Raw genomic sequence first — 16,006 nt, forward strand, 5'->3', positions numbered from 1 at the left:
TACAGGGGTTATATTGGTAACATCAAATAGCTAATGGAAGCCGCCCACTTATGGGGGGCTTTTATAGTGATTTAATAATTGACCGAGAGTGTAGATGCTGGTAGTATGAAATTACCGAATAGGTAATTTCGCGATGGCGGTGCGTTGAATGGACATCAATTATAGAAACGAAAAGCTTAAAAAACAATGTACCTCTTTGAAAGACGCTAAAAGAGCTTTTGATGCAATCACTGCTAAAAATCTTTTTAGGAAAATAAACTTCATCGAAGCTGCTGATAATTTACAATCTGTTATTAATTATCCACCATTTCATTTCCATGATTTAAAAGGAGAACGTAGCGGTACATACGCTATGGATGTGAATGGTCGAAATAACTCCTACCGGATTATTTGTAGTTTTGATGCTCCTAAAACGCATGTTTTTTCGGAAGCAAGTACCATCACGATAATGGAGATTGAGGAGGTTAGTAATCACTATGAGTAAAGACTTAGTGTATAAAGATTTAATTAGTTTTCACCCTGGAAATTACGTCTCTGAAATCGTAGATGATTTAAACATTACTCAAGATGAGTTTGCACGTCGAATTGGAATTTCCAGTAAAACTATTAGCAGAATAATTAATCATGAGGATGGTATTAGTCCAGGAACCGCCAGCAAATTAGCCACTGTTACTGGTGTTTCTGTTCAAACTTGGCTAAATCTACAAGCAAGATATGATGCAAAAGTGCAAGAAATAGAAAATGCTCAGACTAATGATGAAATAGCTGTAGCAAATGACATAGATACGGCTTATTTAAAGAAGTGTAAAATTTTTGAAGATAGACGATATACAATTAATGAAAAAATTCAAAAGTTACGACAAGTTTTGAAAGTGTCCAATTTATCAAAGTTAGCTGAATTTAATCCAGCGGTTAGTTATCGACGCGTAAAGACGGATCATGATGATAAGTCTATTGTGGTTTCTAATACAATGTTAGAACTGGCTACGAATGAGGCTAGAAATAAATCTAATATTAAATATAGTAAAGAAAAATTAGAGCAAAAACTTTCTTATATAAAAAAATTAAATTTAGAATCACCGGGATCTTTTTTCCCCAAGTTAGAAAATGTTTTATTAGAGTGTGGCATTGTGCTAGTAGCTATACCAAACATGCCGGGTGCTCGACTTAATGGGGCAACAAAGAGATTCAAAAATGGTAGTGTCCTTTTGTTATTTACTGACAGAAATAAATGGGCAGATGCCATCTGGTTCTCAATTGTTCATGAGCTTGGTCATATTTATTATGAAGACTTTTTTTCTGACTACGATGATCAAGAGGGATATAAGAAAAAAGAGAAAAAGGCAGACGAATTTGCTGCCAATTTTTTCATTGCACCAAATGCTTATAGTTCTTTTATTGGTCGTGGAATATTTACGGAAGAGTCTATTATAAATTTTGCAAATGAAATGGGTGTAATTCCAAGCATTGTGGTTGGACGACTGCAATCAGATGAAATTATCGATTATTCAACATTTAATGAATTGAAAACAAAGTACAAAGTTTTGAAGAACTTTGCTTGCTGATATGGAATATCAATACAGTTAATGCCTGTTAGTTTTTTTACTTTGAATGTTCATTAAAAGTCGTTAAAAACAAATTGTTGGACAAAGCGGTTAGCCATTGTGACTAGCCGTTTTTGTTTTGGAAAGGATGATAGTTATGCTCAGTAAACTCATTTGCTTAGTGTTTGGTCACAACATGGAAGACATGGGTATTATGCATTCATATGGTCAACGCTACCAATGCTGGCAGTGTAGACGGTGCGGTCTGCAAAAGATTACGGAGGACAGGTAATGAAAAGCAGCCCACTGTTTTGACTGCACAAGCTAAACTATTTTTAAGCAAGGCGAAGTTAATGCAAGTGCAACGCCTGAATACAAAGCCCTATCATTTTGAGAAATTTTATTTATAGAAAGTGTGGTGAGATATTATGGCAAAATTAACAGAAAAGCAGCAAAAATTTGCGGATGAGTATTTGCAAACATTGAATGCAGCGGACGCTTATCGTAAGGCTGGATATGCGGCAAAAACGAATGCAACACAGCGTGCGGCTGCAAGTCGTCTGTTAACCAATGTTAACGTGTCGGCATATCTCGCCACACGCCTCAGTGAACTCAAACTGAACGAAAAAATGAGCCAAGAAGAGGTCATTGAACGTTTGACTAACATTGCTCGTGGCACACCGACCACAACGGCGTTTAAGCGCATTGATAAAACGAAACGTGATGATAATGGCAACCCTGTGATTGAGTATGATACCGAGACCACAGTAGCCCCTGATACTGGCTCACAGTTGCAGGCGTTAGAGGACTTGGGTAAGTATTACAAGTTGTTCACGGAGCGTCAGGAGATTAATGCACGTGTTGGTCCAGTAACGATAACTGATGACATTCCAGATAAAGGTGTTGATGAGGATGGCTAAACTAAGCCAGCTTATCGCGCCTTCTTTTTATGGACTGCATCAAGACGTTAAACACCACAAACACTCGAATTATTGGTTGAAAGGTGGCCGTGGCTCTACTAAGTCATCATTTGTTTCACTGGAGATTGTACTCGGCTTAATGGTTGATCCAGATGCCAACGCCGTTGTGCTACGTAAGGTATTCGGTACCATGCGTGAGTCTGTCTATGACCAGTATTTATGGGCCATCGACGCATTAGAAGTTAGTCACTTGTGGGCGACGTCAACTAGTCCATTGCAACTGACGTACATCCCCACCGGTCAGCAAATACGTTTCAAGGGTGCTGATAAGCCTAAGAAAATTAAGTCACAGAAGTTTCGCCATGGATTTACCAAGTACAAACATTATGAAGAGGCTGACGAGTTTGTAGGAACCTCTGAAATTCGGAGTATTAACCAATCACTCAACCGTGGTGGTTCAGGAATCATTACATTTTATACGTACAACCCGCCGGCAAGTCAAAACAACTGGGTTAATCAGGCTGTAACCCATGAGAAGTTTCGTAAGGATACGCTGGTGCATAGTTCAGACTACTTGTCCGTGAATCCTAAGTGGTTGGGTAAAGAGTTCATAGCGGATGCTGAACAGCTTAAAAAGGACAATCCAAAGGCTTATGACCATGAATACTTGGGCGAAGTCACGGGTACTGGTGCCGAAGTATTTACTAATCTTGACTTACGCGAAATATCTGATGATGAGATTGCCAACTTTGACCACGTTAAACAAGGTCTTGACTATGGTTTCGCACATGACCCAATTGCCTATATGTTGGAGAATTATGACCCAACACGTAGAGTTTTGTATATCTACAATGAGATTTATCAGGTGGGGATGACGAACCGTGAAGCGGTTGCCGCCATTCAGAAGTTGAATCCGATGAACGACCAGATTATCTCTGACCGTGAACCAAGAACAATTGCAGAGTTTAACGACTTGGGTTTGAACATTGTCGGTGCAATCAAAGGCCCGGGTTCGCGTGACCATAACTACAAGTGGTTACAGGATTTACGACAAATCGTGATTGACCCGATTCGTTGTCCGAATGCCGCACGGGAGTTCAGTGGTTACGAACTGGCACGTGACGGTAATGGCAACTTTAAGGCTGGTTATCCGGATGGTAACGACCACACGATTGATTCAACGGCTTATGCATTGAACAACGATATTGACCGAATCAAGACCAACACGGTTAGCCACGCACAACAGGCAGCCGCGTTGAGAAATTTAGGAATCTAGGTGAATTATGGCAAATGATACGAATGCACCATCAACAATGCATCCCTGGTCATTTTATCCAGGCGAACGGGATGTAAAGATGCTAAATGGTCCACGTTTTGACCAAGACGCCAATCGAACGTTTAAGATAGATGCCAATAAGTTTGCACAAGTAAAAGATGATCCAGACGCTTTAGGGGATGTCGTGAGTCGATTTATTAATCGGCATTACACACATCAACTAAAGCGTATTTTGGCTATGCAACGTTATTACATTGGTGCTAACGACATTAAATTTTGGAATTCTGGTAAGGCCGTTAACCGAGCTGATAATCGGATTGCTAACGAGATGCCAAAATATATTACGAATATGCGGGTTGGGTATACCTTTGGTAATCCAATCCGTTTTCAGTACAACGACGATTCCAATCAGAATGATGCTGACAGGAATGTCGTTAATGAGGTTGTCGATGACTTTGATAAACGGACTAATGAGGCCTATCACGAAAAGGTCATGAAGAAGAATCTATCCGTGACTGGACGTGCGTATGAGTTGAATTACGTCAATAAGGATACTAACGACCCTTACGTCATGGCATTAGATCCTAGTGAAGCATTTGTTGTCTATGACACGGACCCTGAACAGCATTCACTGTTTGCAGTGCATTATTACTATGTAGAAGACGATGAGACGCCATTGTGGTATGTCGATGTCTATACGGCTGACCACATCATTCACTATCAACCAACCGGTTATCCAAACTCGCAATTAACCTTTGACCCACAACAAAAAGATAGCTTTGAGGAACATTACTTTGGAGCTGTGCCAGTGACCGAGTACGTCAATAATGACGAACGACTGGGCGACTGGGAAGGTGAGATGGACAACTTCGACGCCTACGACAAAGCAATCTCTGAGATGGCGAACAGCGAAGAAGATTTTAGCAACGCAACGTTAGTTATTTCAGGGGAATTCGACTTTGGCACTGATGAAAATGGAAAGCCAAAAGTACATCCTGATGTTGATTCATTGAGCAGATACATGTGGCTGAAACCGGCGCAGGTTCAAAATGGAACAGGTGGTAACACTGTTGTTCCACCTAAAGCTGAGTACTTGACTAAAGAGTTACCGATTGACGCTTGGAACGCTTATGTAAAAACACTGTCTGATAACATGCACAAGTTCACCAATTCGCCGAATGTCGCTGACGAAAACTTTGCCAGCAACGCATCTGGTGTGGCCATGTCATACAAACTGTGGGGTAGCGATCAGGAGCGGGCAACCCAACAGGAGCTGTATGCCCGTGGCCTAATGCGACGTTTACGGCTGTTAGGTAACTATTGGTACACACTGGGAAAAATTAAGAGTGCTGACCTAATTGAGAACATCACCCCAATCTTCACGCCGAACTTACCTAAGAATGATTCAGAAATTGTTGGCAATGTCCAAAAACTGTCACAAACTGGTGACTTTAGTCAGCAAACACTGTGGGAGATGGCACAGCCAGTTACTGGTATTGACCCTGATGAAGAACAATCACGAATGGACGCACAAGCTGATTCTGAACCGAGAGTCACAATGCCGGGTGATTATCCTGACAGCTTTGATAAGTCGTCAGATTCGGACAGCACGGCGCCAGAACAAGACAGTAACGGGGATGATACCAATCCTGAACCAACGGGTGTGCAATCTGTCGAACAGGATAAACAGACAGCCATTTTGCAAGCTATCGCCAATCAACGAAAGCAGCAGGGTGGTGGTAATTAATGGAACGCAAGGACGTTTTGAAACTTGCCAAGCAAGTCTATGGCGAAAACGACAAACGTGTCACGGAACTTGCTGATTTATTCAGCACTGCCAGTAACGACATAACGAATGCGTTGAGCGAGTTTATTGCTGATGAGGTTAATTGGTCATCACCTGCGCCAAAGTCTCAGATACAAGAGCTGATGGACGATATTGCTAAGGTAGCTGTGAATGCGGCCATGGATGAACGACCCTTTGTAAATCAAACATTCCGTGATGAACGTATGAAGACATACGGGGATGTTGCCAAACAGAAAGTTAACTTGATCTTGGTTCAGTTGGCACTTGGCGAAAAGCAAATTGTTCAAGATAACTTAGACCATGTTGACCGAGCACCAGAAGTTAACCCACAACCAAATAAGCCCGTTTACTCACGGGCTAAAACTGAACATGCCGTGCGTAAGATCGTGGGTGACCATCACCCAGGGTGGCAGGGCACTTCATGGCAAGATCGTATCTATAAAGAAAAGGCAGCCCTAATGCGACAGTTAGACGATCAAGTTGATGACGTCCTAAAGAACCATTACAAGCCACAGGACTTTCGTAAAGAAATTGCGACTAAACTTGATTCATCCGAGAAGCGGTCTGAACGCATTCTACGAACCGAATCTAGTGGTGAATTCTCGCGGCGACTGGTTGATGATTTCACACAACACAACGTTAAGCGATACAAGATTGAAGCCGCCTTATCAGCCAATACTTGTGAAGAGTGTGAAGGATTAGATGGCAAAGAGTTCAGCATGGATGAAGCGACAGAAGGTGTGACACTACCACCGTTTCACCCGAATTGTCAGTGCACGATTATTGAAGTGACTGATGACGATTACAGTGTCGATTTTAGTAAGATGCCAAAATATTATGGATTGAATTAAGACTGTTCAGTGATTGAACGGTCTTTTATTATGCCCTTTCTTCGGCGGCGGGCGTAAAAGAACAGCTGATAGTTATACCACTTAGAAAGTATTCGGGAGGAATTTATTATGTTTACACGATTATTACCAATGAATTTACAGTACTTTGCTGAACCAGAACCGGCTGGTAACGGTGAGGGCAGCAACGCCAATGCGTCGAACACTCAATCAAACAATAATGACGGTGAGCATGAAGATGGCAATGGTGGGGATGACTCCGACGGTGCGGACAAGACCTTTAGCCGTAAAGATGTTCGTGGCTTGATTTCTAGTGCAATGGATGACTTCAAAAACAAGTCATTGCCAGGGTTACTGGAGCAAGCTCGTAAAGACGGTGAGAGCCGTGCCAAGATGACCGAAGAGCAACGTGAATCAGCCGACCAAAAGGCACACCAAGCCGAACTGGATAAGCGTGAAGCTGAATTGAATCGCCGTGAATCAGTCAGTGCAACACGTGACTTATTGGCTAAGAACAGTTTGCCAGAAGACTTTGCAGATATCTTGACTGATAACGACGCTGACAAACGTTCACAACGTGTGGAAAACTTTGGTAAAGCATTTAATAAAGCGGTTCAAGCTGGCGTTGAAGAACGTTTAAAGGGCAATCGTAATCCTGGTCAATCCGTAAATAATGGTAGTAGTCATGATGACACTGAATTCGCCCAAAAATTAGCGAAAGCAACCCATCCGAAGAAGACAGCAAATGACTTCTTTGGTAACAAATAAGGAGGTTTAACTCATGACAGTTAAACATGATTTCATCTCAGAAAATCAAGTTCTGGGAAACGTACAACACAAAGTAGCCTTGCCTGCTTTGATTGGTTCAACTGGTGTAACGGCTGACAACTTTGGTCGCAAGGTGATTCCCGCTGGCACAGTGGTTGGTGGCTCAACATCATTCTTAGATGACTCACAAGCTGTGTTATCAGCTGGTCAAGATGCTAACGCACAGGGTGTCTTAGAACATGATGTTGATGTCACTGCTGGTAATGCGACTGGCACTGTCATCATCTTTGGCTTTGTGAATACAGCCCGTATTCCAAATGTCACTGTGTCAGATGCCGCTAAAAAGTCACTTGCTGGTAAAGTTACGTTCTTTAACCGGCAATAGGAGGATAAAAAACGATGAATATTTTTGATTTAGTCAACGCTACAAACATTGCGGCATACTGGGAAATGATTGCCCAAGAACAACAACCCTTTTTAGGTGAAACTTTATTCCCTAATGTTCGTCAAGTGGGGATGGAAATGGATTGGTTGAAGGGTGCTTCTGGTGCACCAGTTGCTTTAGCACCATCAGCCTTTGATTCAAACGTTGTACCACGTGGTCGTAAAGGATTGACCAAGCTAACCCAAGACTTGGCATTCTTCAAAGAATCTAAGTACGTGGATGAAAAGTTACGTCAACAATTACTGATGTTGGGTAACAGTGCTGATCAAACCTTGCGTGATACGATTATCGCCCACATCTTCGACGACGATGTTGAATTGATCCAAGGTGCTGCATTACGTCGTGAAATGATTCGTATGGAAGCACTGACTACTGGTTTTGCACACGTTTCTGGTAATGGTGTGGACATGACGATTGATTATGACATGCCAAAGGAAAACATCGGTGCTTCAAAAGTTGCTTGGGGTGATGCAAAGGGTAATCCGTTTGATGATTTCACTCGTATTACTGACCAGATTGCTAACAAGACCGGCGCTACGATTACACGTGTCTTGATGAACCGTGCAACATGGAACACTTTGGCAAGTAATGACGCAATCAAGTCTACCTTGTTAGCCAATGCTGCAAGTAAGACAAACGTTGTGTTACCTAAGTCCGCTATTATGAGCTACATCTCAGATGAATATGGTTTGGACTTTGCTATCTACGACAAGGGTTACGTTGGTACTGATGGTAAGTTCACGAAGTTTATCCCAGACGGTAAGGCAATCTTCATGCCAGCTGTTGACCTCGGTGAAACCCATTTTGGGACAACACCAGAAGAAGCTGACTTATTGGCTTCATCCGCTGCCCAAGTTCGTATTGTGGACACCGGTGTTGCGGTTACGACCATGACAAAAACTGATCCAGTTAATGTTGAGACTAAAGTTTCTATGATGTCATTACCATCATTTGAACAGGCTGATTCTGTCTTTATCTTGGACACGACTGCCGGTGCAACACCAGCAGCTAGCACAACTAGTTCAACAAGTACCACAACTTCAGGTTCAAGCAAGTAATTAGCGGAGGTGCGCTATGACCGATGATGAACGTGCTACACGGATTAAGAGCTTGCTGACTGGCGTGAAGTTGATGCGTGACTTGAAGGATAATGACACTGCCCTTGATGCAAAACTAACGTTGTACATCGGGGATGCGCTGGACGCTATCGGTATCTTCATCAACAACGTGGATGTGCCTAAACAACTCGATGGTGTTATTCGTAAGATGGCCGCTGCCAAGTTTGTTCAGGAAGGTGCCGAGGGCACGACCGCCACATCAGAAGAAGGTTTGTCCTTCACGTTCTCAGATGACGACATGAAGCCTTTTACCACATTGTTGAACAAGTATGTGGACAATCAGTCTGGTGCAAATCGTCTTGGATCGGTGGTGACTTGGGATTGAGGATTGAAAAAGTTTATCTACTCAGCAACCAGTCATCAACGCCAGCAGGTTCCTTGAATCGCAAAAAGAAACTAGAATTGATTGAAACCATTGCTGATGCACGTATTAATCAAATGGGCGACCAACGACAGATGACAGCATTCGGTAAAGTTTATGCTGACGCACGCATTGTCCGAGTGTCTGGTGAACACTTAGCAGAACGAATCGGTCTGTCAGGAATGGACAGTAAGTCGTTTGAACCTAACTACGCCATTACTAAAATCGCTCATCATCAACACAAGACTGACTTTTATATCGTCGTCGATAAGCAAATAGTCGGAGGTGATCTAAGTGGCAACTAACAATAAACACATTCCGACAGTTCGCTATCGCATGACCGATGACTGGTCGGGTCCGATTAAGAACCTGATGCATACGATGGCGTTAGTTGGTTCTGGTGAAGGGGTTGCACATCTTCAACGATTGCAGTTTGCTATGGATACCAATGCTAAGAAGGTCATTCATGACGCGGGTGTTGCCACTCAAGGTAAAGCACGCGAGATTGAACGAGCCAACGTTGGCGGTAAGAAGTCCGGTTATGTACCAACTGGGAACTTAATGCGTAGTATCGAAGCACACGACAGATCAGGCGGTATGCAGACTGAAATTGCACCACAAGCCATGTCAAAGAAAGACTATGAATACGGTCAGGCTGTCGAATTCGGCACGAAGAAGATGGCTGCTGAACCCTTTATGAAACCTGCTGGGGATGCAATCGGGAATAGTCTAAATGAAACTGCCCGCAAGGCGCTCAAACAGGCGAGTGAGGAGGCTTAACATGGAATCCATCTATCCAGCAGTAGACTTGATATTGAGTGCACAGCAAGCGTTAAAAGGCGTTGATGTGCTGGTCCTATTACCCAGTGACGATGATGACAATCTACATTTTCCGCAGGTTGATTTAAGCCTTGCCGATAGCGTGGACATCAGTCGGCAAAAGTATGGCAGTCAAGACCAAATTACACTGACTGCTGACTTATACGTTGACCATGATTCTTACGGTGATGCACTCAACTTGCAACAGATTGTCACTGGCCGTTTAAAGTTACTCACTGGGTTGAACTATCCATTCAAGGCTACACATTACTCAAGTCGCATTATTACCGATAATTCACTAGAAGACCGGACACTTTTTCATGTGCCGATACTAGTGGACTATCAAGTTAGCTATTAACTGAGACGCTTAGGCGTCTTTTTATTTTGGAAAGGGGCAGAAATATGCCATCAGGAATTGGAGCACCGACTGAAGTTATCAGTCCTAAATTTGCGGATAAGATTATTTACTTTTACAAGCGTGATAGTTGGCCGAAGTCACGTAAACCAGAAGTTTTAGGGTTACAAGGTGCCAGTTCTGGTACTAACACACGGACGGCCACTAACGTGCAGACTAAGACGGTCACTCTGAAAGCCGTTGGTGCTAAGACCCAACAGAGAGTCGTGAACTTGGTCTACACACAAAATGATGGACTATATCACGAATTGAATGATGCTTGGTCTAAAGGTGAAGTTATCCATCTCTGGAAGGTGGACTTTAACACGCTGCAGGGAACAACGCCTAACCGCACAGCAGAGGCTGAATACTCACAGTGCTTAGTACCACAGTTGCCAATTACAGAAGGTGTTGGTGCGATTACGCAATCCAACACGACATTTGAAGTTCAGGGCGAAGCTGTAGACACGGAAGGCGATAACAGTACACCCGCACGAATTAAAGAAAGTGATTTAGCTGACGGTTCATTTGACGTCATGAGTCAGGCACTTTACGCATTTAGTCATGGTCAAGATGTTGGTGATAACAGTGCGACAACTCAATTGCCAGATGAATCACAACCAGCTGGTAATACATCAAGCACTGGCTCAACAAGCTCGACAACAACTGGTAAGTAACTTCTAAACAAGAAAGGATTCTTAAATCATGCAAGCACTAAACATTAACGGTAAATCACTCACACCACGGATTAATTTCCGCTTTCGGTCAGTCTTAGGCAAAAAGCTTGGGGATGACAACGATAAATCAGGCTTTAGCAACTTGATTACAGGTTTAGTTCAGTCAGACCCAGACGCTTTGCTGTCATTTTATGAAGCTGCCTTAGCTGGGGACCACCCAAGTGACGATGACTTATTCGATGCGCTGGACGACCAAGTATTTAAAGACGACGACTCGGAGGATGCGGCTTTCCGTGATGCAGTTAGCGCCTTAAACAACAGTGGTTTTTTCAAGATCAAGGCCAAAGCCTGGAAGAAACGCAACGAACAATTGCGAACCATCTTGCAAGCACAGTTAGACGCATTGGCCGACAACGACACAGCCGCAGCAGCCAACCAGAAGACGGGTTATCAAGTCGGTCTGGATCAAATCAACGACAGCGAGAACGCCTTCGACAAGATGACGGCACCTCAGGAAGCACCGGCAGCAGAGACGACGACCTCTCAAATTGGCTAGAAGGTGCTCGTCGTTATATCGGAGTGACAGACATTAATGTCTTTTACGATATGACAGTTCACGAATACAACACTATGTTGAAAGGTGCGTTACTGGCTCGTATTGATGATTTGTATGCACAAAAGCAAGCTGCTAGTTTTACTCGGCCTGTCCTGCTAGCGGACGGTGAGAAGAACCAAGATTACGAACAACAAATTACAGAGAATTTGAAGCGGCAGGAAACCAAGATTAAACAGCAGTTTGACCCATACTTTATCAAGCAACAGCAAGCTCGTAACGACCAAAACATGATGTTATATCAGTTAATGCACGGAGGTGACAGCAAGTGAGTGCCGATTATGTAGTTGACCAAAAGGTCCGGTGGTCATTCGTTGATGATGTCACCAGTCCATTAACTCGTGTCAAACAATTATTAGCCGACACGACCAACCTAGTTAATGGGTCAGTGAGCCCAACTAAGGTGTTAGAAGATGCCATGCGTATGCTGGGGACTTCTGGGTCGGAGTCTATCAACAAAGTCGTGACAGATGCTAAAGCCTTGCAATCTGAAATGACCAGTATTCCTAAAGATACAAAACTCGATATCACGGCTAATGCCGGTGAAGCAATTGACCATGCTAAGCAGCTCGGAACAAATATTAAAGAGTTGCCGAAAGACACTTTAGTTAAGGTCAATGCCACTACTGAAGCTAATAAGATTCTAGATTTCAAGAAAAACATCGGAGATGTTCCAACTAGTCACAACACTAATCTAAAAGTTACCGACGAGGTGACTGAACCACTAACACACGTTCGTTCAGCGGCTGATGAGACCACTAAGTCCAGTAGCAAACTGCATGATGTGTTGATGGGCACGTTCGCTGGTTCAGTGATTGCCAGTGGAACGGCTGCGTTACTAAGCGGTTTACATGAAGCAACAAGGGCTGGTATGGAATACAACATCCAGCAAGATACCATGCGTATCAACTGGCATAACTTAACTACTGAAGCCCCACAAGACGGGAAACAGTTAGTCGGTTTCATCAATGACATGTCACAGCATTCTATCTATTCATCAGAAGCGCTGGATAAGATGGCGCAGTCGTTTTACCATGTTCATTCAAATGCACAGGAAACTAAAAAGTGGACGCAAGACTTCGTTAATCTTGGGTCCACTTTGCATGTTAGTAATGATGCCCTAGCTGAAGCCGGTGAACAATTTGCAAAGATTGACGCCGGTGGTAAGGCCAATGCCGAAGATATGTCAGTTATGATCAATCGATTCCCAATGTTTGGTGAAGCCTTACAAAAGGCCACAGGGAAGTCGATGGATCAACTTTATCAAATGTCCGCACAAGGCAAACTGACCGGTAAGGTCTTTGAAGAAGCACTAGATGAATTAGGTAACAAGTACAAGAGCAGTCAAGCCGAGGCATTAACGTCGTTTCAAGGGATGTCGATGTACCTTCAAAGTCGAACCAGTATGTTGTTTGGGGATATTGAAAAGTCTTCATTCAACATGTCGAAGTCCGCTTTGAAAGACTTACAAAGTCTGACATCAGATAAGTCTATGGAACAATACGCCAACTTGATATCTGGTGGATTGTCTAAAGTTATGGAAGGTACGACTAACGTACTGTCTTACATTGCTGCCCATCGAAAAGATATTCTAGCTGTTATCAGTGACATCAGTGAAATCATTGGTATTCTGGCAAAATCAATCTGGTCAACGGTCAGTGGCATCGTTAAAGATATTGCCAGTGCGTTTGGATTGGTCAGTGATAGTGCCAAGAAGTCTGGTGACCCACTTAAACAGATTGAGTCCGCCTTAGACGCAATTTTGAAACACAAGAGTGCCATTCAAGAATTTGGCAAGATTTTAGTAGCTGCATTTGCGGTGAAGAAAATTACGGGATTTATAAGCGGCTTTCAAGACTTGCAGAAGGCTTTTGAAAAAACGGCTGCATTCTCTACCGCACAGAAGTCAATTGCAGCGTTTGGCGACACATTAAACTCAACAGGTAAAATCTTTCCAGCTTTTGGGTCCGCATTAAAGGCTGTTCCATTTACGATTTGGATTACAGCTATTTCAACTATTGTGATTGCCTTGGTCGAGCTGTATAAACACAATGCTAAATTCAGAAATTTTGTGAATGGGATTGTGGATTCAATTAAACAGTTCTACAAAGATGCAGTTAAGTGGTTGGGGGATGCGATTAGCTGGGTTCGAAAGACCTTTGGTCCATTCTTCAACGAAGCGGTCAAAGCAGTTCAAAGTGTTTGGAAACAGATTCAACCAATTGTTACCGCCGGTATGAAAGTTGTTAGTTCAGCTATTCAATTAGGCATCGACTTGGTTGTTGACGTGTGGAAAATTGGCTGGGGTCTATTATCGACCGTTCTTAAAGTTGCTTGGGCAGTAATCAAACCTATTGTTGACCTAGGGATGGCCGCTATAAGCGCAACGATATCCGCTGTGCTGAAGTTTATTCAAGGTACATGGCAATCAGTTTGGAATGCTATTGCATCAATACTAAGGTTGGCTTGGGATGTCATGAAGCCATTAGTTATCGGGGCTATGAATGCTATTGCTGATGTAATTAAATTGGTTTCCGATATCATCCATGGTCGCTGGAGTGCGGTATGGGGTGATATTAAGGATTATTTCACGGATATCTGGAATGGTATTTCTGGCGCTATTGGCGGTTACATGAAGGATATTCAGAGTGTGATTAGCAACATACTAAGTGCTATTAGCTCTGTTTGGAATTCAATGTGGTCAGCCATGGGTGACTTCTTCGGTGGTATTTGGAAAGGCATTAAGGGTGCCGCTCAAGACGGTATTAATGGCGTATTGAACGTCATTAATGCTGGCGTTGACGCGATTGATACGGTTTGGCAATTCTTTACCGATCATAAAACTAGCATTCCACACATGAAGCCAGTTAAGTTCGAACAAGGTGGTGTGGTTCATACTCGCTTGTCCATGATTAACGACGGTGCAGGTCCGAACTGGAAAGAGCTATTACAATTGCCGTCCGGTGAGTTGAAAATGTCTCATCAACGTAACGCTGTTATGCCATTGCCAGTCGGTACTCGTGTCTACAATGGGGATGAAACTGCTAATATCATGCATTCGGCTGGTGTCCAACGCTATGCCGATGGTGGGATTGTTGGTGATGCCATAGACTGGACAAAGGGTAAGCTGTCTGACATTGGTTCGTGGATTGGCGACAAAGCGGATGCGGTTGAGAAGTTTATGAAAGACCCGTTAGGGAACATCTCGAAAGTTCTGCATAAAGCGACTGATGGCTTGTTTAAAGGTGCCGCTAGTTTTGGTGATTTGGCGACCGGAACTGTGAACAAGATTGCTTCAATTGCCGTCAACAAGTTTAAGGACATGCTGAGCCAAACTCAGAAAAAAATTGAGTCCGAGAATACTAATGGACCATCAGGGCCAGCAGTTGATCGTTGGCGTTCAGTTATTGGCCAAGCAACTGATATTTTGCATCATGCACCGCTTTCTGGTTCGCAGATTGGTCATTTGCTGTCTCAAATCGCTACTGAATCTGGTGGGGATAACAATATTGTTCAAAAAGTTTGGGATGTAAATATGGCGAACGGTAATCCTGCACAAGGGTTACTGCAATTCATACCCCAGACATTCGGACAGTGGGCTATCGGTGGTCACACCAACATCAAGAGCGGACTTGATCAGATCATTGCCGCCATTCGTCGTTTGGATGCAATGGGGACATGGAATTATATCGGCCAAGGTCACGGTTGGTGGACTGGTGGCCATCCAACGACACCTCAATTAGCGCCAATCGCTGAACACGGGGATGAGTTTGTAGTTAACCCTCGTATGGGTAATGCGATGCAACTCATTAACGAAGCCTATGAACGGACAGTACAGGAACAGCCACAACTACGTGATGCAACGACGCCATCGGCAACAGGGATGCATGTTAATACTGCTAACGCTCAATCAGATGAAAGCCGTTCAGATATTTCTACGAAACTTTTTGATACCATCATTGAAAGGCTGACGGAGATTCGGGATAAGGACGATGACACATACCTAGATGGTGAAAAGGTCACTAAGACAACTGAACGTGTAAGTGCTGGTCGCTATCGTATGGCCGAAGCGCAAGGTCAAGCATAATAAAAAGGCACCCAATGGGTGTCTTTAATTTTGTTTGATACCATCTGCATAGCCAAAAACGGTTATTTTTGCTCCTGTTTCGGCTCCGGCGGCAGTGAATTTCAAATTTGCGTAGCCGTCCAAATTTCTTTCTCGGCATTTACTTTGCAAGTCTTTTAGAACTTTTAACTGTGCTCCAATGCCGGAAGCAGTTATTTCTTCTGAAATTAGTATACTTTCAGAATGATATCCTTCTGGTACTGGTCCAACGGTTTCAATTAGTTTAGGCTTGTCGTCATTTTTACCGAATAATGGCATCATCATTACCTCGCTTTGTTTGATGTCCTAAT

Annotated in this window: 18 protein-coding genes; 17 read left to right on the forward strand and 1 reads right to left on the reverse strand. The window is 43.3% G+C overall.

Annotation, left to right across the window (positions count from 1 at the left end; all coding sequences use genetic code 11):
• The first annotated feature begins 148 nt into the window (after positions 1-148).
• The 17 genes from LDK34_RS08175 (at position 149) to LDK34_RS08255 (ending at position 15,677) form a co-directional block, all read left to right on the forward strand.
• Positions 149-484, forward strand: coding sequence for a type II toxin-antitoxin system RelE/ParE family toxin (locus LDK34_RS08175; RefSeq protein ID WP_236941680.1), 336 nt, complete (start codon positions 149-151; stop codon positions 482-484).
• A complete protein-coding gene (locus LDK34_RS08180) occupies positions 477-1,565 on the forward strand; it encodes a HigA family addiction module antitoxin (protein WP_236941681.1) in 1,089 nt (362 codons plus the stop codon). The genes LDK34_RS08175 and LDK34_RS08180 overlap by 8 nt, the downstream gene beginning before the upstream one ends.
• Before the next feature lie 407 nt (positions 1,566-1,972).
• On the forward strand, positions 1,973-2,464 hold the full coding sequence (locus tag LDK34_RS08185) for a terminase small subunit (protein ID WP_236941682.1): 492 nt from the start codon (positions 1,973-1,975) through the stop codon (positions 2,462-2,464).
• A complete protein-coding gene (locus tag LDK34_RS08190; protein WP_236941683.1) occupies positions 2,457-3,740 on the forward strand; it encodes a PBSX family phage terminase large subunit in 1,284 nt (427 codons plus the stop codon). Before LDK34_RS08185 ends, LDK34_RS08190 begins: the two co-directional genes overlap by 8 nt.
• A 7-nt stretch (positions 3,741-3,747) precedes the next feature.
• Positions 3,748-5,487 carry a phage portal protein gene (locus LDK34_RS08195; RefSeq protein ID WP_236941684.1) on the forward strand — a complete coding sequence of 580 codons (1,740 nt, stop codon included), beginning with the start codon at positions 3,748-3,750 and terminating at the stop codon, positions 5,485-5,487.
• Entirely contained in the window at positions 5,487-6,398 is a 912-nt protein-coding gene (locus LDK34_RS08200; protein ID WP_236941685.1) for a minor capsid protein, read from the forward strand. Before LDK34_RS08195 ends, LDK34_RS08200 begins: the two co-directional genes overlap by 1 nt.
• Positions 6,399-6,506: 108 nt before the next feature.
• Positions 6,507-7,163, forward strand: coding sequence for a DUF4355 domain-containing protein (locus tag LDK34_RS08205; RefSeq protein ID WP_236941686.1), 657 nt, complete (start codon positions 6,507-6,509; stop codon positions 7,161-7,163).
• A 13-nt stretch (positions 7,164-7,176) separates the two neighbouring features.
• A complete protein-coding gene (locus LDK34_RS08210; protein ID WP_236941687.1) occupies positions 7,177-7,548 on the forward strand; it encodes a hypothetical protein in 372 nt (123 codons plus the stop codon).
• A 14-nt stretch (positions 7,549-7,562) separates the two neighbouring features.
• Entirely contained in the window at positions 7,563-8,666 is a 1,104-nt protein-coding gene (locus tag LDK34_RS08215) for a major capsid protein (protein WP_236941688.1), read from the forward strand.
• Positions 8,667-8,682: 16 nt separating this feature from the next.
• Positions 8,683-9,051 carry a phage head-tail connector protein gene (locus LDK34_RS08220; RefSeq protein WP_236941689.1) on the forward strand — a complete coding sequence of 123 codons (369 nt, stop codon included), beginning with the start codon at positions 8,683-8,685 and terminating at the stop codon, positions 9,049-9,051.
• Positions 9,048-9,392 (forward strand): hypothetical protein, encoded by a 345-nt coding sequence (locus tag LDK34_RS08225; protein WP_236941690.1) that lies wholly within the window; start codon positions 9,048-9,050, stop codon positions 9,390-9,392. The genes LDK34_RS08220 and LDK34_RS08225 overlap by 4 nt, the downstream gene beginning before the upstream one ends.
• Positions 9,382-9,867, forward strand: a complete 486-nt coding sequence (locus tag LDK34_RS08230; RefSeq protein WP_236941691.1) for an HK97-gp10 family putative phage morphogenesis protein — start codon at positions 9,382-9,384, stop codon at positions 9,865-9,867. The genes LDK34_RS08225 and LDK34_RS08230 overlap by 11 nt, the downstream gene beginning before the upstream one ends.
• A 1-nt stretch (position 9,868) precedes the next feature.
• Positions 9,869-10,264, forward strand: coding sequence for a hypothetical protein (locus LDK34_RS08235; RefSeq protein WP_236941692.1), 396 nt, complete (start codon positions 9,869-9,871; stop codon positions 10,262-10,264).
• Positions 10,265-10,308: 44 nt separating this feature from the next.
• A complete protein-coding gene (locus LDK34_RS08240) occupies positions 10,309-10,977 on the forward strand; it encodes a phage tail tube protein (protein WP_236941693.1) in 669 nt (222 codons plus the stop codon).
• A 28-nt stretch (positions 10,978-11,005) separates the two neighbouring features.
• Positions 11,006-11,533, forward strand: a complete 528-nt coding sequence (locus LDK34_RS08245; protein WP_236941694.1) for a tail assembly chaperone — start codon at positions 11,006-11,008, stop codon at positions 11,531-11,533.
• Positions 11,534-11,556: 23 nt separating this feature from the next.
• A complete protein-coding gene (locus tag LDK34_RS08250) occupies positions 11,557-11,862 on the forward strand; it encodes a hypothetical protein (RefSeq protein WP_236941695.1) in 306 nt (101 codons plus the stop codon).
• Complete coding sequence (locus LDK34_RS08255) at positions 11,859-15,677, forward strand: tape measure protein (RefSeq protein WP_236941696.1); 3,819 nt, start codon at positions 11,859-11,861, stop codon at positions 15,675-15,677. Before LDK34_RS08250 ends, LDK34_RS08255 begins: the two co-directional genes overlap by 4 nt.
• A 24-nt stretch (positions 15,678-15,701) precedes the next feature.
• Here the strand turns inward: LDK34_RS08255 and LDK34_RS08260 are convergent, their stop codons facing one another.
• Positions 15,702-15,977, reverse strand: coding sequence for a hypothetical protein (locus LDK34_RS08260; RefSeq protein WP_236941697.1), 276 nt, complete (start codon positions 15,975-15,977; stop codon positions 15,702-15,704).
• Between the last annotated feature and the right edge of the window lie 29 nt (positions 15,978-16,006).

Origin of the sequence: Furfurilactobacillus milii (genome assembly GCF_021654115.1) — a bacterium.
In the GTDB taxonomy this organism is placed as follows: domain Bacteria; phylum Bacillota; class Bacilli; order Lactobacillales; family Lactobacillaceae; genus Furfurilactobacillus; species Furfurilactobacillus milii.

What these genes read in the sequence shown, in the direction of transcription:
- LDK34_RS08215 (WP_236941688.1), top strand. Translation starts at nt 7,563, where the DNA reads ATGAATATTTTTGATTTAGTCAACGCTACAAACATTGCGGCATACTGG.
- LDK34_RS08240 (WP_236941693.1), top strand. Translation starts at nt 10,309, where the DNA reads ATGCCATCAGGAATTGGAGCACCGACTGAAGTTATCAGTCCTAAATTT.
- LDK34_RS08210 (WP_236941687.1), top strand. Translation starts at nt 7,177, where the DNA reads ATGACAGTTAAACATGATTTCATCTCAGAAAATCAAGTTCTGGGAAAC.
- LDK34_RS08185 (WP_236941682.1), top strand. Translation starts at nt 1,973, where the DNA reads ATGGCAAAATTAACAGAAAAGCAGCAAAAATTTGCGGATGAGTATTTG.
- LDK34_RS08245 (WP_236941694.1), top strand. Translation starts at nt 11,006, where the DNA reads ATGCAAGCACTAAACATTAACGGTAAATCACTCACACCACGGATTAAT.
- LDK34_RS08235 (WP_236941692.1), top strand. Translation starts at nt 9,869, where the DNA reads ATGGAATCCATCTATCCAGCAGTAGACTTGATATTGAGTGCACAGCAA.
- LDK34_RS08220 (WP_236941689.1), top strand. Translation starts at nt 8,683, where the DNA reads ATGACCGATGATGAACGTGCTACACGGATTAAGAGCTTGCTGACTGGC.
- LDK34_RS08175 (WP_236941680.1), top strand. Translation starts at nt 149, where the DNA reads ATGGACATCAATTATAGAAACGAAAAGCTTAAAAAACAATGTACCTCT.
- LDK34_RS08180 (WP_236941681.1), top strand. Translation starts at nt 477, where the DNA reads ATGAGTAAAGACTTAGTGTATAAAGATTTAATTAGTTTTCACCCTGGA.
- LDK34_RS08200 (WP_236941685.1), top strand. Translation starts at nt 5,487, where the DNA reads ATGGAACGCAAGGACGTTTTGAAACTTGCCAAGCAAGTCTATGGCGAA.
- LDK34_RS08260 (WP_236941697.1), bottom strand. Translation starts at nt 15,977, where the DNA reads ATGATGCCATTATTCGGTAAAAATGACGACAAGCCTAAACTAATTGAA.
- LDK34_RS08190 (WP_236941683.1), top strand. Translation starts at nt 2,457, where the DNA reads ATGGCTAAACTAAGCCAGCTTATCGCGCCTTCTTTTTATGGACTGCAT.
- LDK34_RS08195 (WP_236941684.1), top strand. Translation starts at nt 3,748, where the DNA reads ATGGCAAATGATACGAATGCACCATCAACAATGCATCCCTGGTCATTT.
- LDK34_RS08205 (WP_236941686.1), top strand. Translation starts at nt 6,507, where the DNA reads ATGTTTACACGATTATTACCAATGAATTTACAGTACTTTGCTGAACCA.